Origin of the sequence: Bacillus sp. CH140a_4T, assembly GCF_008923725.1 — a bacterium.
GTDB lineage: Bacteria > Bacillota > Bacilli > Bacillales > Bacillaceae_G > Bacillus_A.
This window is the reverse complement of the sequence record NZ_WBPF01000019.1, coordinates 24,180-40,520: the sequence shown is the minus strand read 5'-3', so window position 1 is coordinate 40,520 and position 16,341 is coordinate 24,180. Positions and strand designations below refer to the sequence as shown.

At 34.7% G+C, this 16,341-nt stretch carries 16 protein-coding genes; 10 read left to right on the top strand and 6 right to left on the bottom strand.

Annotation, left to right across the window (positions count from 1 at the left end):
- Positions 1-53: 53 nt before the first annotated feature.
- Positions 54-257, top strand: a complete 204-nt coding sequence (locus F8162_RS20455) for a hypothetical protein (protein WP_001268328.1) — start codon at positions 54-56, stop codon at positions 255-257.
- Positions 258-376: 119 nt separating this feature from the next.
- On the opposite strand, the gene F8162_RS20450 is transcribed toward F8162_RS20455, so the two are convergent.
- Together F8162_RS20450 and F8162_RS20445 are read right to left on the bottom strand one after the other, a co-directional pair.
- Complete coding sequence (locus F8162_RS20450) at positions 377-1,189, bottom strand: undecaprenyl-diphosphate phosphatase (protein WP_097817871.1); 813 nt, start codon at positions 1,187-1,189, stop codon at positions 377-379.
- Positions 1,190-1,323: 134 nt separating this feature from the next.
- Positions 1,324-2,004, bottom strand: coding sequence for a methyl-accepting chemotaxis protein (locus F8162_RS20445; protein ID WP_413226577.1), 681 nt, complete (start codon positions 2,002-2,004; stop codon positions 1,324-1,326).
- Between the two features lie 484 nt (positions 2,005-2,488).
- Here F8162_RS20445 and F8162_RS20440 point away from each other — a divergent pair, with 484 nt between their 5' ends.
- From F8162_RS20440 to F8162_RS20425, 4 genes are all read left to right on the top strand, one after another.
- Positions 2,489-3,742, top strand: a complete 1,254-nt coding sequence (locus F8162_RS20440; protein ID WP_151635758.1) for a 3D domain-containing protein — start codon at positions 2,489-2,491, stop codon at positions 3,740-3,742.
- 112 nt (positions 3,743-3,854) lie between these two features.
- On the top strand, positions 3,855-4,073 hold the full coding sequence (locus tag F8162_RS20435; protein WP_151635761.1) for a helix-turn-helix transcriptional regulator: 219 nt from the start codon (positions 3,855-3,857) through the stop codon (positions 4,071-4,073).
- Complete coding sequence (locus tag F8162_RS20430) at positions 4,066-4,539, top strand: hypothetical protein (RefSeq protein WP_001079697.1); 474 nt, start codon at positions 4,066-4,068, stop codon at positions 4,537-4,539. The genes F8162_RS20435 and F8162_RS20430 overlap by 8 nt, the downstream gene beginning before the upstream one ends.
- Before the next feature lie 116 nt (positions 4,540-4,655).
- Positions 4,656-5,288, top strand: a complete 633-nt coding sequence (locus F8162_RS20425; RefSeq protein WP_151635763.1) for a class A sortase — start codon at positions 4,656-4,658, stop codon at positions 5,286-5,288.
- A gap of 30 nt (positions 5,289-5,318) precedes the next feature.
- Here the strand turns inward: F8162_RS20425 and F8162_RS20420 are convergent, their stop codons facing one another.
- Positions 5,319-6,704, bottom strand: a complete 1,386-nt coding sequence (locus F8162_RS20420; protein ID WP_151635765.1) for a peptide MFS transporter — start codon at positions 6,702-6,704, stop codon at positions 5,319-5,321.
- Between the two features lie 401 nt (positions 6,705-7,105).
- Here F8162_RS20420 and brnQ1 point away from each other — a divergent pair, with 401 nt between their 5' ends.
- Both brnQ1 and F8162_RS20410 read left to right on the top strand, forming a co-directional pair.
- Positions 7,106-8,407: a branched-chain amino acid transport system II carrier protein BrnQ1 gene (gene brnQ1, locus F8162_RS20415; protein WP_151635767.1), complete on the top strand. Its 1,302-nt coding sequence runs from the start codon at positions 7,106-7,108 to the stop codon at positions 8,405-8,407.
- A 134-nt stretch (positions 8,408-8,541) separates the two neighbouring features.
- A complete protein-coding gene (locus tag F8162_RS20410; RefSeq protein ID WP_151635769.1) occupies positions 8,542-10,263 on the top strand; it encodes a DUF2339 domain-containing protein in 1,722 nt (573 codons plus the stop codon).
- 35 nt (positions 10,264-10,298) lie between these two features.
- Here the strand turns inward: F8162_RS20410 and F8162_RS20405 are convergent, their stop codons facing one another.
- Complete coding sequence (locus F8162_RS20405; protein ID WP_151635771.1) at positions 10,299-11,846, bottom strand: DNA-binding protein; 1,548 nt, start codon at positions 11,844-11,846, stop codon at positions 10,299-10,301.
- 169 nt (positions 11,847-12,015) lie between these two features.
- On the bottom strand, positions 12,016-13,407 hold the full coding sequence (locus F8162_RS20400; protein ID WP_151635773.1) for an amino acid permease: 1,392 nt from the start codon (positions 13,405-13,407) through the stop codon (positions 12,016-12,018).
- A gap of 280 nt (positions 13,408-13,687) precedes the next feature.
- Between F8162_RS20400 and F8162_RS20395 the strand changes: the two genes are divergently transcribed.
- The 3 genes from F8162_RS20395 to F8162_RS20385 all read left to right on the top strand — a co-directional run bounded on the left by F8162_RS20395 (position 13,688) and on the right by F8162_RS20385 (position 15,853).
- Positions 13,688-14,980, top strand: coding sequence for an NCS2 family permease (locus F8162_RS20395; RefSeq protein WP_151635775.1), 1,293 nt, complete (start codon positions 13,688-13,690; stop codon positions 14,978-14,980).
- A 239-nt stretch (positions 14,981-15,219) separates the two neighbouring features.
- Positions 15,220-15,420, top strand: coding sequence for a helix-turn-helix transcriptional regulator (locus tag F8162_RS20390; RefSeq protein WP_000301181.1), 201 nt, complete (start codon positions 15,220-15,222; stop codon positions 15,418-15,420).
- Positions 15,421-15,424: 4 nt separating this feature from the next.
- The gene (locus tag F8162_RS20385) at positions 15,425-15,853 is read left to right on the top strand and encodes a hypothetical protein (protein ID WP_151635777.1); all 429 of its coding nucleotides are present in this window, start codon (positions 15,425-15,427) and stop codon (positions 15,851-15,853) included.
- A gap of 39 nt (positions 15,854-15,892) precedes the next feature.
- Here the strand turns inward: F8162_RS20385 and F8162_RS20380 are convergent, their stop codons facing one another.
- Positions 15,893-16,330 (bottom strand): GNAT family N-acetyltransferase, encoded by a 438-nt coding sequence (locus tag F8162_RS20380; RefSeq protein ID WP_151635779.1) that lies wholly within the window; start codon positions 16,328-16,330, stop codon positions 15,893-15,895.
- Between the last annotated feature and the right edge of the window lie 11 nt (positions 16,331-16,341).

The following is a 16,341-nucleotide window of genomic DNA, read 5'->3' as shown; positions in this document are numbered from 1 at the left end:
AAATTTAATATAAGGATATTGTGATTATTATAAGTTGAGAGAGGGTACAAGATATGCGATATGAGCTTTTTTCTGTAAGTGGGGATCATATTACAACTTTTGAAAGTGCATGGCATTTTCAGGAGGGAGAACAGATTTTTGTTCATGATGATCAAACAAAACGAAATTTTATTATTATCCGCCTAACGCATGATGTATTTCAACAAAATAAACATGTTATTCGTTTGTATTGTCAAGAAAAGAAAGTATACGCATAAGAGAGCCCCTCTTACTGTATAAAAAAGTAAGAGGGGCTTTATCATTATAAAGATATAAAAATGCGAGTCATCCTAGTAGTTTAATAGAATGACTCGCTTTTCGCTTTGTAAGTTTCACTTTATAAGAAAATAAGAGTAAGTACACCTACGATAATGCAATAGAAAGAGAAATATTTTAAATTTCCTTTTGCCATAATGTTCATAAACCATTTTAATGAAATATACGTCATGATAAATGTTGCGATAAATGCAACGACATATGGTACGAATAATGTGTCTAGGTTTGGATCTTTTGCAATGTCTGTAATACTTAGTAATAAACCACCTAAGCTAACGGGGATGTATAATAAGAATGAGAAACGAAGAGCTGTTTCTTGCTTCATACCAAGTAACATCGCTGCTACGATTGTTGCACCTGAGCGGCTTATTCCAGGAATTAGTGCGCAAGCTTGTGCTAATCCGATGATAATTGCATCTTTCATAGAAAGATCGCCATCATTTTTACGTCCACGCAGGTTTCTAATAATCCAAAGGCCGACAGCAGTAATAAGAAGGGAAATCCCAACCATCTTCACGCCTTTTAAGTACTGGTCGATATAGTCTTTAAATAAAACCCCAATAACGCCTGCTGGAATAGTCGCAATAACAAGGTAAATAATAAAGAAGAAATCTGATTTTGCGTCTTCTGCTCTTGTAAATATATAAGATAGACCATTCTTAGTTAGACGAATTAAATCATTTCTATAAATAAGTAATACAGCTAATAATGAAGCTGAATTAACAAGTAGTTCGAAGCTAAACCCTTCTATTTTTAGTCCTAGCAAATGCTGTGCTAAAACGAGGTGACCACTTGAAGAAATGGGAATTGGTTCTGTTAGTCCTTGGAACAGACCAAGAATTAAATATTTTAAAATGTAGTAAAATTGTTCCATAATAACCTCCTTGTTTATTAGTCGAAAGAAACAACTTGTCCATTATAACAAAGATACGGATGAATATTGAGAAGAAATAAATATTCGAAATATAATAAAAACCCCTTATAGCGCCGCTATAGGGGTTTTTACTATTAATGAGAAGCTGCTGTTTCTTGAAGACCTTTAGTCAATTGAACAACGACTTTTTCAGCATCATGAATATGGTTCATAATAGTAGTATTTAATTTTTGGAACATTTGTTGTGTATTAGCGAATTCTCGTAATATATCATCATTACAAGATTTTTGGTTTTCGATAGCTTTAATAACATTTGTAGCACCGTTTTGTAACGTTTGAATCATAATTAAAATATTTTCAATTCTAGCGTTTGTATCGGCACTCATTTCTACACCTTCATCGACTAAATGCAAATTATCTTTCGTGTTATCGTATGCTTTTTCAATTTCTTCTTGAATTTTTTTCGTTAAGTTGCCGATGTTTTTCGTACTTTCAGCGGTACTTTCCGCTAGTTTTCTTACTTCATTGGCAACGACAGCGAATCCTTTACCGTGCTCTCCAGCACGCGCAGCTTCAATACTCGCATTTAAAGCAAGTAAATTTGTTTGTGCTGCAATGTTTTGAATGACTTCTACAATTTGCTCAATTTCTTTTGAGCGCTCACTTAAATGATTCATACTATTAGACGTACGTTGAGATTGTTCACCTAATTTGTTAATTACAATAAGTAAACGGTGAACAGATTCTTTCCCTTCATTAGAACAGTCGATAATTTCTTCAATAGATTGAATTAAGCTTTGTTCTTTTTGTAACATTTCGTTATTCAATTCATTGGAATGTGTAGTGCGCGTTGAAACATTTTCGAAACATGAGTTTAATTGTTGAACTAAATTTTGAAGTGTATGGTGTTGATTATTTACAAGTTTATGCTCTTGAACAACGCTTTGTACACGATCGTGGATAGAAGAAATAATCTCTTGTTTTTCAATATCTTTTTGTTTTAATTCTGCTTCTAGTTCCTGTATACGATTTTCTAATTGATCAATTTTATGTTGGAGTGATTTCTTTTGAGTAAACATATATTTATTTCAACCGCCTTTAGAAGTTATATTTTCTCTATATTTGGATTTTAGCATCTTTTATAATTTTTAAATATAGGAATTGTTAAATATTTAAGAATCTATTACATTTTATGCATAATTCCCTTTTTTTCGTCATGAAAAATAAACTGTATTTAATGGTATTGTAAACAAACTGTAAAATAAATCATGTATAACTGTATAAGAAGGGAGTCGGATTATGAACTATTTTAAGCGAATCAGTAGTCTAGTATTAGCAGGCATTATAGGTCTTTCTAGTACAGTCGCTGTAAAAGCAGAGTCAAACGACGAGAAACTTAACAACATGCAACAGCAATTGCAGCAAAACGATGCAGATATGCAAAAGAAAGAGCAAGAGAAGCAAGCTGTTAATAAAGAAATTCAGGGTATCGAAAACGAACTACATAATTTAAATAATACAATTGCAAAAAATAAAGAGGATCAAGCTGCTATTCAACGTAAAATCGATGAAACACATAAGCAGATTGAGCAAAAAAAGATTGAAATTGTCGTTTTAGAGGATAAAGTCCTTGCTCGTAAGGATATTATGAGAAAACGTATGGTTTCTGTTCAAAACAGTTCAAATACAAGTTTAGTAGTAGAAGTTGTAGTAGAGTCAAAAAACTTTGCAGATTTCTTACAACGTATGAATGCAGTTTCTACTATTCTAGAAGCAGATAAAGAAATTTTACGTCTACAAGAACAAGATCTTCGTCAAATTGAAGAAGATAAGAAAACAATTGACGAGAAAGAAGCGTCTTTAGTAGTAGACAAACAAAAATTAGCAAAAGCACAAGCTGAGTTGCAAGATAACTTGAAAAAACGTCAAGATAACTTACAAACAGTTCAAGCTAAATATAATGCGATTGCAAGCCAACTTAATTTAGCAGCAGAAGAAAAGGCTAAAATTGAGTCAAATATGAAGGCAGTTCAAGAAACAATTGCTCGTGAGCAAGAAGCAGCAAGAATTGCAGCAGAAGAGCGTGCAAAAGCAGAAGCAGCTGCAAAGGCTGAGCAAGAGGAGTTAGCAAAAGCAAAGGCAGCGGTAGCTAAGCAAAAAGAGGAACAGGTAGCTAAGTCGGCAGAGCCTGTAGCAAAAAATACATCACCAGAGTCTAAGCCTGACACGAAACCAGCTAAAGGTGGAAAAGAATTTTATGTAACAGCAACAGCTTATACAGCTGATCCATCTGAAAATGGCTATAAACCGGGTGAAACTGTAAAATCTAAGTTAGGACATAATTTAACTGCAAATCCAAACATGAAATTAATTGCTGTAGATCCAGCTGTTATACCTTTAGGCTCTACTGTATATGTAGATGGATATGGAACAGCGATTGCTGGAGATACTGGTAGTGCAATAAAAGGGCATATAATTGATTTATTAATGCCAAGTTCAGCTCAAGCAAATGAATGGGGCAGAAGAACAGTTAAAGTTACAATCTTAAATTAAAAAGAAATCCAACTTTACAAAACGTAAAGTTGGATTTTTTTACAAAAATAATGTTAAGTTGAGTTTGCATTTTGTTAAGGTTAGCATACAATATAATCGAGAGGTGGTAAATTTGACCATTTTAAATAGAGTGAAGGAATTAAGAGCTCGCTTTAATTTTTCGCAAAGTGTGTTAGCAGAAAAGGTTGGAGTGACGAGACAAACAATCGCTGCAATTGAAAAAGGGGATTATGTTCCTTCTTTGTTATTAGCCCTTATGATTTGTGATGTATTTGAGTTAAAGATGGAAGATGTGTTTGTTTTAAATAAGGAGGGGAAAGAGGATGAATAGGATTGGTTTTTCTTATATTATAAACGTGCTTTATACCGCTTTAGCATGCTGGACATTTGTTGAATTTTATAGTGTTATTACAGAGTTGGCAGATATAATAAAAAACGAGAGATTTCCATTTGAAGTATGGTTTAATGGAGTGCCATTCATTTTATTATTTATTGGAGCTATTATAGTTACAATTTTTTATAGAATTCAAAAGAAAAAGTACAAGAATTTATCTTTTTGGATGTATCCATTATTATTTCCACTAGAAGATGAACGTGAAAAAGCAATTACGGATAAAGCTTGTCGAACAACATTTGTATCGTTATGGTTTGTGTTACCATGTGCAGTTGGATTTTTAACTTTTTCGCCTATTATTAATGAATATCTTCCTGGATACCCATTGTATATTCTATTTTCTATTTTCTTTATTCAAATGACAGTATTCCACGTATCACTATACAGAAATAAATTAGCTTGAAAAGAAACCTTCTTGCATCGGCGAGAAGGTTTCTTTTCAGCTTACACTTGTACATATAGCAATATTATCTTATCATTTTATATAGAGTAAGATTTTGTAAGGGAAAGGAATTGTATATGAATAAGCAAAGAATGTATAGTATAGTAGCAATCCTTCTATTTGTTGTAGGTGGTGTGTTAATCGGAAAGCCATTTTATGATGGATATCAGGCTGAAAAGAAACAGACTGAAAATGTACAGGCTGTTCAAAAAATGGATTATGAAAAACATGAGACGACATTTGTAGATGCTTCGAAAATTGATCAACCAGACTTGGCAGAAGTAGCGAATGCATCATTAGATAAGAAACAAGTAATTGGTCGTATTTCAATCCCGAGTGTTTCATTAGAACTCCCTGTTTTAAAATCTTCTACTGAGAAAAACCTATTATCAGGTGCAGCAACAGTAAAAGAAAATCAAGTAATGGGAAAAGGGAATTATGCATTAGCAGGACATAACATGTCTAAAAAAGGTGTTTTATTTAGTGATGTAGCCTCTTTAAAAAAAGGCGACAAAATGTATTTGTATGATAATGAAAACGAATATGAATATGCGGTTACTGGTGTATCTGAAGTAACTCCTGATAAGTGGGAAGTTGTAGAGGATCATGGGAAAGATGAAATAACGCTTATTACATGTGTATCTGTTAAGGATAACTCTAAGCGTTACGTTGTTGCTGGTGATTTAGTAGGAACGAAGGCGAAGAAATAAAAAAAGATGAGGGATTTCCCTCATCTTTTTTTAATCCATCCATTTCACTAATTTCTTAGAAATTAGTAATAAAACACAACCTAATACAATTGCTACAGCTCCGATTACGGTAAATACTTCAGCATACCCAAGTGAAGTTGTGAAGCTTGCCAGTTGTCCACCTAAAATGTTGGCGATTCCTGAGCTTGCTAACCATACTCCCATTAATAAAGAAGCAAGTTTTACTGGGGCAAGTGCACTAACCATTGATAGTCCAACAGGTGATAAGAATAGCTCACCTAACGTATGGAAAAGATACGTAAAGACGATAAATAGTAAGTTTGCTTTTTCTGTAATGTTATGTTCATCACTCCCTGTTTTTAATGTAGCGATAACGAGAATGATATAACCGATACCAAGCAAGATCATACCAAGTCCCATTTTAGTTGGGATTTTTAAATCCCCGCGCTTGCGAGTTGCAAGTTTTGCCCATAATGCTGAAATGACTGGAGCAAGTAAAATAATAAATAATGGATTGACCGATTGGAACCAAGATGTTGGAACTTCCCATCCGAACACAGAGCGGTCTACAAATTTGTTTGTATATAATGTTAATGAGCTACCGGCCTGTTCAAAGCCAGCCCAGAAGAAGACAACGAAGCATGTTAAAATGACGATAACTGCGGTACGCTGTTTTTCTTTTTTTGTTAAAGGTGTATCTCCTACTGATGGTTGTCCATCTGTTGTTTGTAAATCGCGAGTTGGTTTTTTACCGATATCACCAAGGAAGCGATTTGATAGAGTTGTAAATAAAATTTGTCCAATGATCATTCCGATTGAAGCGGCTAAGAAACCGTAACGGAATCCGTAATGTACAACGCCATCAACTGTTGTTTTGAATAAATTTTCTGATAAAAATCCGCAAACGAGTGGAGCTAAAAATGACCCGACGTTAATACCCATATAGAAAATGGTAAATGCACTATCACGTTTTGGATCGTTTTCTTCGTATAATTCTCCAACCAGTGTAGAGATATTCGGTTTGAAGAACCCGTTACCGATAATAATAAGCGCTAATCCGAGGTATAGGCCGACTTGGTTTTGCATGGCAAATAGTGTTAGGTTACCGATTGCCATTGTTATACCACCAATTGTGATGGCTTTTCGTCTACCTAGAAAACGGTCTGTTAAGTATCCACCAATCATTGGTGTGAAATAACAGGCTCCAGTATAAAATCCGTAAATGGAGAGTGCCCATGCGGGACTAAACCCAAGACCACCGCTTACTAAAGCTGTCGTTAAATATAATGTTAATAATCCTCGTAATCCATAGTAACTAAATCTTTCCCACATTTCTGTAAAGAAGAGTAAGTATAAACCTGGAGGATGTTTCTTTTTTCTTTGTTGTTCTCTTTCTAGTTGTATCGTTGATTCCATGTTATTTTCCTCCTGACACAAACAAAACAAAGTTAATAATTTTGTATATTTAATATTTTACCTTATTAACTATTATAAGTCAATGAAGTGAAACTTTACTCATGTTGGAAGATTTCATTCCAACATGAGTATTAGCCTTCACGAATCGGGCTTTTATGGGCAGTTTGACTCCCTTTGGATATCTGGTTATTAGCTTAATTATTAGAAGGGAGTCTTACTGCCCGTTAATGCGGGGAAAGGTTGATTTTCAGAAGAAATTGGAAAAGAGAGATAGCTATAGAATGGGTATTTCTTTTGTGATAGACTATGGACTATGTTTTCTTTGTCAGGAAGCGGGTTATTGCACTTTTTTATATGTGAAATTGATTTCATAAAAGCTGGAATTAAAGAAGGAGAAAGAAATGAAATTGTTACAGAAAAAAGAAATTTTACTTATTAGTCTTATGTTATTCTCGATGTTCTTTGGCGCGGGGAATCTTATATTCCCACCTTTCCTTGGGTATGAAGCAGGAGAACATGTGTGGATTTCATTAGTAGGGTTTATTATATCAGCAACAGGTCTGCCTATATTGGGAGTTATTGCGATTGCAAAAGCAGGAAGTTTTCAAGCGTTAGCGGGTAGGGTTCATTCTTCATTTTCCATTATTTTTCCATGTATCGTGTATTTATTTATTGGACCAGGACTTGGTATACCACGTGCAGGAAGTTTAGCTTTTGAAATGGGGCCAGGTCAGTTCTTCCCAGAAGCAGGAAGCATAATTTTATTATGTTACACGGTTATTTTCTTTAGTATCGTGTACTGGTTAAGTTTATCACCATCTAAATTAATGGGGTTGTTCGGAAAAGTTTTAACACCGTTATTATTAGGTATGATTGCCCTTATTTTTATAAAGAGTATGTTTACATCAGTAGGTAGTGTGAAAGAGGCTGCTGGAAACTATGGACAAGCTCCTATGTTCCAAGGGTTTTTAGATGGGTATTTAACGATGGATGCATTAGCAGCTTTAATTTTTGGGATTGTTATTGCAAATGCTCTTCGTACAAAAGGTATTGAAGATGATAAAGGTTTAGCGAAATATATGAGTATTGCTGGAATTGGTGCAGGACTATTACTATCTATTATTTATGTCATACTTGGATATGTTGGTTCAATTAGCGGTTCGTTAGGTCCATTTGATAATGGGGCGAACGTATTAGCACAAGTGATGACGACGTTATTTGGACAAGGTGGAGTCGTTTTATTAGGTCTTATTTTTACGATCGCGTGCTTATGTGTTTCAATTGGACTTGTTACATCTTGTAGTCAATTTTTCGCAAGTGCATTTCCGAAAGTGGCGTATAAAGTGTGGGCATTTATATTAAGTTGTATTAGTATGATTTTAGCTAATTTAGGATTAACGCAAATTTTAAAAGTATCAGTACCGATTCTTGGATTTATTTATCCAGTTGCATTAACGCTTATTATTTTAGGGTTATTCCATAAGTATATTGGAAAGTATGCATACGTATATGCAGTGACAGTTGGGATTGTAGCCGTATTTAGTGCAATCGATATTTTCAATAAAAATGTGATGATGAATCAGTGGACATCAGTATTGAAATACATTCCGTTTTATATAGAAGGTGTAGGATGGATTGTTCCAGCTATTATAGGTGCTTGCATTGGCGTTATCGTGAGTAGTGTTTTCAATAAGAAGAAATAAGTAAGAGGTGTTTTCCTATTTCGGAAAACACCTTTCTTTTTTTGGAAAAATGGTATTGAAAATGAATAGACTAATAGTATGATAAAGTTAATTGGTAATATATAGGTTTTGAATGAATGGTGAGGGGGGAGCGTATGAAGGAAGATTTAAATAAGAAAATAGAAGCGCTCGAAACGGCAATTGAAACAATTCAAGAAGCACTCTTTGAATTGAAAGCAAAACAAAAAGAAATAGAAGTAGAAAATGCTCAGCAACATGTTAGTAAGGAAAAGAAAGAATATATTGAAACGGTAACGGAAGAAAAACCAAAAGAAGAAGTAGTTACAATAAAAGAGCCCGTGCAAGAACGGGAGGTAAAACAAGTAGATATATCTGCTTTTAAACCAGAACCATTTAATATTATTCAGTTTTGCCAAACGTGGTTACCACGCATATTTGTCGGTATTATGTTACTTGGAGTAATCTGGTTATTTAAAGCAGGGGTAGATGCTGGATTATTAACGCCAGCAATACGAATTGTGTTTGGTGTTGTCCTATCAATCGGTTTTTATTATATAGGGGATATTCAAATTAAACGAGAGCGGCAAGCGTTAGGGTTAGTATTAGCGGGAGGAAGTATTACGGGTATAGTTTTAACGACATTTGCGGCACATTATTTATATGGATTTATTCCAGCAAGTGTTGCATTTGTATGTAATATTGCATGGGTCATTTTAGGTATTTATGTAGCGAAGAGGTATCAATCGGAATATCTTACTATTTTCGTAGCGGTAGGAGCTTTCTTCGTACCATTCTTATTAAATAGTACGACTCCCAATCCGTATATTTTCTTTGGATATGAGACGATACTAACAATTAGCTTATTATGGTATGCGCTGAAAAATCGTTATCAGTATTTATATATGATTTCTTATGCTGTTGCTGTTATTGTCCTTTTCGTCTTCTTTGCTATTATGTCAATGTTAGTAGAGGATTTACAAGTACAGCTAACAGTTGTTTATGGTTTGATTCACTTACTATTATTTTGGCATATGTTTACGGAGAGAAGTTTTATATTAGAGCCACGCTTGGCGATATTTAGTGCGAATGCAGTTTTCTTTATATTAGCCATTTCAAAAATACCCGAATTTACAACATTGGGATTAATGATTAGTGCGCTTGTGCATGCTGTTATGTTCGTGTTTGAATATAGGAAGAATCGACATTCTACATTTACAAATCTTTTATTTGGTTTCGCAATGGGTGCATTTAGTTTAGCGATTTTATATGAGTATAGTTTAGTGAATGCAGCGATTGTATTATTATTACAAGGTTTCCTCGGTATGGTGACTGCTATTAAAGTAAAACAACAAATAAAATTGTATGTTAGTGCGACGGTTTATGCAATTGGAATGATACAGACTATTTTTAGCCCGTTTGATCATTTTCTTTCAGCTGGGTTCGTTGCTCATATTATTTTAATAGGTACATTTTATTACTGCATGAAACAAGCGAAAGATGTGTTAATGAGTTTTGGAAAATATGTATATTCTATAGCGCTCTATTGGTTTATGGTTATCATATTTATTGCAATTACTAGAGTCGGTGAAGTGCTTTCTACAGATGGAAGTATAATAAGTGTATCTGTATCCTTATTATGGATGGTATATGCATTATTTGCAGTTTGGCTTGGACGGAATAAAAATATGAATGAAATATTGTATGCCGGCTTAGTCGTGTTAGTCGTAACGATAGGGAAGCTATTCCTTCTGGACTTACCAGAAGTATCGATGATGATTAGGGCAATTTTATTCTTAATAGTCGGTAGTATAGGTATCGTTATTTCAAGGATGTTTTTCTCAAAAGAAGAGAAGTAAAAAGAAGGCAATCCATATCCGGATTGCCTTTTTCATTATTTCTTATTAATCGTTACAGTCTCACTATATTTCGCTGTTGTATTTTGGCGTAGACGAAGTGTTGCTTGTCCAGTCGTATTTGGGTTGATTTGCACATTTACAATCTTCTCAGCAGAACCTAAGCTGTTTGTTGTGAAAGAGAATGCACTACTATATCCAAAAGTAGATGGCCAAGTGCCGTTTGTATTTTGAACTTTTGCTACTTGTGTACCACCAGTAGTGAATATACCTAAAGAGTAATTATTGTATGTTGTGTTTGGTAATAAGTTATTTACTTGAATTTTGATTTGGAACACTTCATTGTTTGGTAGAGTGCTAGGGTGTGTAACTACGTAGTCGTTTGCTGTTACCGCACCGTTATAACCGTATGAACCTGATTTAAAAGTATTTGTATTAAACCATTGATAACCTGCATTTGGAGCACTCCAAGGTTCAGGTTGTGGCTCGGTTGATAAGCTTGGTTGTTCAAATGTTTGTAAAGTGGTAGGTAGATCAAGTTGTAAACCATTTACTTGATCTAAACTTGTAAATGTTTCTTTATTCGATAGCCAATTTACGATGTTTTCTAGTAAGATAGCATCGTTTTCTTCTTTATACCCATCATAAGTTTTCTTCGTTTGACCAGAATCTTCACGAACGTATTTTGGCGTAGCATCTTCAACAGGAGAAGAGTCACCGATAAAGGCAGCTTTTCCAAGTCCTACTTTTGCGATAGCAGCATAAGGACCCTCTGCAACACCACCGCCGTTATAAACACCACTATCAACAGCATTATTCCATTTTGACGGGTTTTCTGGAAGATAAACAAGTCCTTTTGCTAGTTTTGGGTTTGTAATGGCTAGAGTAGAACCAGCATGCATTGCTACGGATGAAACACCTTTTGTAATTCCGAATGATTGTTCAGGTGATACAATATTTTTAGCAGAAACATCACCAATTGCATTGTAGCGGAAGCGAATACCGAAGTTATCAGATAGCCAATCAGAGCTTTCTACTCCTTGCATAGCTTGTGAATTTACTTCTTCACTAGACATTCCTTTTGCAGGATTATCCCAAGCACCGCGTCTATATCCATTAAATACTTCAGAAGAATCCCAGCGATTTTTATTACGATCTGCATTATAATGATCGGCAATAAAGAAGATACTACCGCCATTTTTTACATATTGTAACATTGCATCTTGTTCAGATTTTTTGTAAGGAATATTAGCTTCTGGAACGATAAATACATTGTAGTCTTTTAAATCTTCATACGTAATCGGTGTTGATTTACGAAGTTCTTTTACATGATATCCGTTTTGGGCAATACCGTTTCCGAAGTCAGAAAAGCCGCCATCAATAACCCAGTCAGCGGTCCCGGCAGTTTGACCGTGTGTATTATCGAATAATACTTTTTTTCCGCTATTTTGATTTACAACTTTTGCAGCAATTTCAGGAGCTGGGTCTACTGAGCTTTCGGCATAAGTAGATGGAATGAATGAAGCTCCTATACTTAGTGTAATTGCTGTTGCTAAAGAAAATGTAATCCATTTTTTATTCTTCATAGAAGAATCCCCCTAATAAAAATATTTGCTTTAATAATGTAATCTATTTTTTTTAGGAAAGAAAGATAGAAAATATTAAATAGTGTAAAGATAGCGTTAATTTGATTGAGAAATATTTGTTTGAATAATTAAAAAATCTCTTCCTAGTAAATAGGAAGAGATCTTGGGCTTAACTAATTTTTGAATTAGGTGTTTCGTCAATTTTATGGAACCCTTTCATGTAATACACGATAGCTAAACCAATAAGCCAAATAGGACCAACAATCAATGCAATTCTTGTATCTTCTGAATACGCCATAATACCTAATACGAGTGCAAGGAAAGCGAGTGAGAAATATGAACTGAATGGATGTAAAGGCATTTTATATGTTAGCTTGTCCTTTTTATCAGTTTGCAATCCTTTACGGAATTTAATTTGAGCGATTAAAATGATGCCCCAAGTCCAAATTGCCCCGAAAGTTGAAATACTAGTGAGCCATGTAAATACTTTTGCAGGCACAAGATAGTTTAATATAACACCAACGAGTAAAACGATAGCTGTTGCTACAATTCCTTGACTTGGAATGCCATTTTTATTTAAACGACCGAATCTTTCAGGAGCTTTCTTCTGCTGAGCTAATGTATATAGCATACGGCCTGTACTAAATAAACCACCATTACAGGAAGAAAGAGCTGCTGTTAATACGACAAAGTTGATAATCCCTGCTGCTTTTGCGATACCGATTTGCTGGAATGTTAATACGAATGGACTTCCTTTTTCACCAAGTTCATTCCATGGATAAATGGCCATCATAACGAATAGAGCCCCAACGTAGAACAGTAATATTCTCCAAAATACGTTATCGATTGCTTTTGCGAGTGTTTTTTTCGGATTTTGAGCTTCACCCGCTGTAACACCGATTAATTCAACGCCTAAATAAGCGAATAACACCATTTGTAAAGAGAGTAGTAACCCAGAAAAACCATTTGGGAACCAGCCACCATGTGACCAAAGGTTTGAAATACCAGTAGCGATACCACCGTTTCCGAATCCGAATAAAATAATACCAGCTCCAACAATTATCATACAGATAATTGTGACAATTTTGATGAGAGCAAACCAAAATTCAAGTTCTCCAAATACTTTTACGGATAAGAAGTTGAAAGCACTCATTAATAATAGAGCGAGTAAAGCCCAAGTCCAGCGCGGGATATCTGGGAACCAGTATTGCATGTAAATGCCAGCTGCTGTAATTTCAGCCATGCAAGTAACAACCCATAAGAACCAGTAGTTCCAACCGGTAATATAGCCAGCTAGTGGTCCAAGATAATCAGAAGCATATTTACTAAAAGAACCGGCAACAGGTTGTTCAATTGCCATTTCTCCGAGTGCTCGCATAATGAAAAAAATAACGAGTCCGGCGATCATATAACCTAGTAGAATAGAAGGGCCAGCTAGCTTAATAGCAGAAGCGGATCCTAAAAATAGTCCAACGCCAATAGCGGAGCCGAGCGACATTAAAGTAATATGTCGTTCTTTTAAACCGCGGTTTAAAGTTTCAGATTTGTTTGTGTGCTGCATAAGAAGAATCCCCCTTGTAGAGTGAACGATATTTGAATGCGTTTACTAAATATTTAACTATTTCAAATTATAAAACATTTCTATCTGTTATGCTACAAAAATAAACATGATTAGCTGTACTACATCTGCGCTTGTCAGACTTAAACTTAAAATTCGAACTATTAGCGAATATATTGACTCTTCTTTTTATTGATTGTTAAGATTAAGTATTATATTTTCTCACATACTAGTAGGAAAAGAATGTGTGATAATAATTCAGATGTAGGAAGGGTACATAACCATGTTTCAATTACAAAAATATAACACTTCTGTGAAGCAAGAGCTTTTAGCTGGCATCACAACTTTTTTTACATTTGCGTATATTCTTGTCATCAATCCGAAAATATTATCTGATGCAGGTGTACCATTTGACCAAGCGTTTACAGCAACAATTATTGCAACAGTTGTTGGAACAGTAGGTATGGCGATTTTCGCTAATTATCCGATTGTTATTGCTCCAGCTATGGGAATGAACGCATATTTTGCGTATTCTGTTGTACAGAAGGCAGAAGGAATTACGTATGTAATAGCCTTTTCAGCAGTATTTGTAACAGGTATCATTTTTCTTTTATTATCTTTCACTTCATTTAGGCAAAAGTTAATTGTCGCAATTCCTGATAGTTTAAAACATGCAATTGCAGGTGGAATTGGACTATTTATTGCTTTTATTGGATTACGCCTTTCTGGAATTATCGTCGATCATCCATCTAATTTAGTTACGATTGGTGATTTTCATTCTCCAGCTGTTATTTTAACTTTAATTGGTTTAATTTTAGCGGCGGTATTAATGGCATTACGTGTGAGCGGTGCATTATTTATTAGTATGATTGTGACGGGAGTTATCGCCTTCTTTACAGGGCAACTGAAGTTTACGGATAAAATTGTTGCGATGCCTCATTTACCAGAGGGGATTATCGTTTCAAACCCAATCAACGCCTTTTCCGATGTAATTGAATATGGATTATATGGTGTTGTATTTTCATTTTTACTTGTACTGTTATTCGATACAACAGGTGCATTACTTGGTTTAATTAAACAAGCAGGTTTAATTACAGATAATACAGAGAAACGTTTTGGTAAAGCGTTTATTGCAGATGCAATTGGGGGGACTACAGGCTCTATCTTTGGAACAAGCCCAACAGCAGCGACGATTGAATCGTCAGCTGGTATTGCGGCAGGTGGTAAAACGGGATTAACAGGTATTGTCGTTGTCGGTCTAACGATTATAACGGCATTCTTCAGCCCTGTAATTGCTTCTTTATCAAGTGTAGCTGCTATTACAGCTCCTTCATTAATTATTGTAGGTAGTTTAATGGCGCAAAGTCTTCGTGATATTAATTGGAATGAATTTGAAGATGCATTACCAGCATTTTTAATTTTCATTGGTATTCCGTTAACATCTAGTATTGCGAATGGAATTGCAATTGGATTTTTAGTGTATCCAGTCTTAAAAATTGTGAAAGGGAAAGGGATGGAAGTACATCCATTACTATACTTATTTACAATTTTATTTGGATGTCATTTATTCTTATAATATAGATATAGGAAAGGGGGCTTCTTATGAGAGGCCCTTTTTTGTGTATAATAAAGTGAAACTATAATCAGTAGGGGGCGGTTAATTTCCCGCCTAACTACTTTGCTCCAGCCGAATATTGAGGTAGGAGTGTTACTGCCCACAAATAGAGGGATAAAGTGAAATTATAGTCAATTAAGCAAAGTATAAATTACTTAATGGAATATATATGTTACAATAAGGGTAGAGGAGGAACATGAATGGCTGTAAGTAAAATAAAAGTCGCGCGTGTTCAGTTAGATTTAACACAGCAACAATTAGCAGAAAAAGTAGGCGTTACAAGGCAAACGATTAGTTTAATTGAGAAGGGGAAATACAACCCGTCTTTAGATTTGTGTTTAAAAATTTGTTATGCGGTAGATAAAACATTGAATGATTTATTTTGGGAGGAAGAGGAGTGAGGGGATGAGAATCGTGAAAGATGAACGTTTAATGGTTGAAGGATTAAAACATATTAGACTAGCTTTCATCTTACAAAATATCGTCATACTAGGTATTGTTTTTTACCGTTACGTTTTGCAGGGTGTAGGATATGAAAGTGTTTCGGATTTATTAATGATATTTATTGGCGGGATTGTAGTCATTAACTTCTTAAATTTAAAACATTCTGTAGAGGTATATGAGCATACGGGCGGAGTATCACGCAGTTATTTCATGAAACTATTACTAATTCCGGTAGGTATTGTTATTGGACTGTTAGCTATTTGTATTGTTGTAACACCGGATATTTCGATAAAAGAAATCAGTATAACAGGACTTATTATGTTTGCTTGTTTTTTAGTTCCTAGTTTGTTTATATACATATACATGAAAAAAATACAAAGTGAAGATTGAAATATAAGAAAAGCTTTCCCGTATTGTGGAAAGCTTTTCTTATATCTTTTTATACAGTACTTTATGCAGGCCAATCGGTTCAATTTCAAAGATTTCACCATGTTCCTGGAAGCCTAAGCGCTTGTAATAGTCAGCTACAGTAATTCGGCCATTACACCATAATATATTTGCTTGACGTTCTTGTAGGATTTGTTCTGCCTTCTGAATTAAGGAGCTTCCAGCACGGTTGTTTCGAAATTCAGGTAATGTTGCCATTCCTCGTAGCCGATAATGAATACCTGCTGGTAAGTCAGGATATATTTCTTTTGAGAAGGAAGCGATACTAATGAGTTCATCGTTTATAAATGCGCCTAAGTGAAAGGTGTCTGTTTCATAGTCGGAAGAGTATTTACAATCTGCTAATGTTTGATTCGGGCGTAAAATTTTTTGACGTAATACGTAAGTTTCAGATCCCTCAATATTTTTCACGGTAATCATATTAACATCCT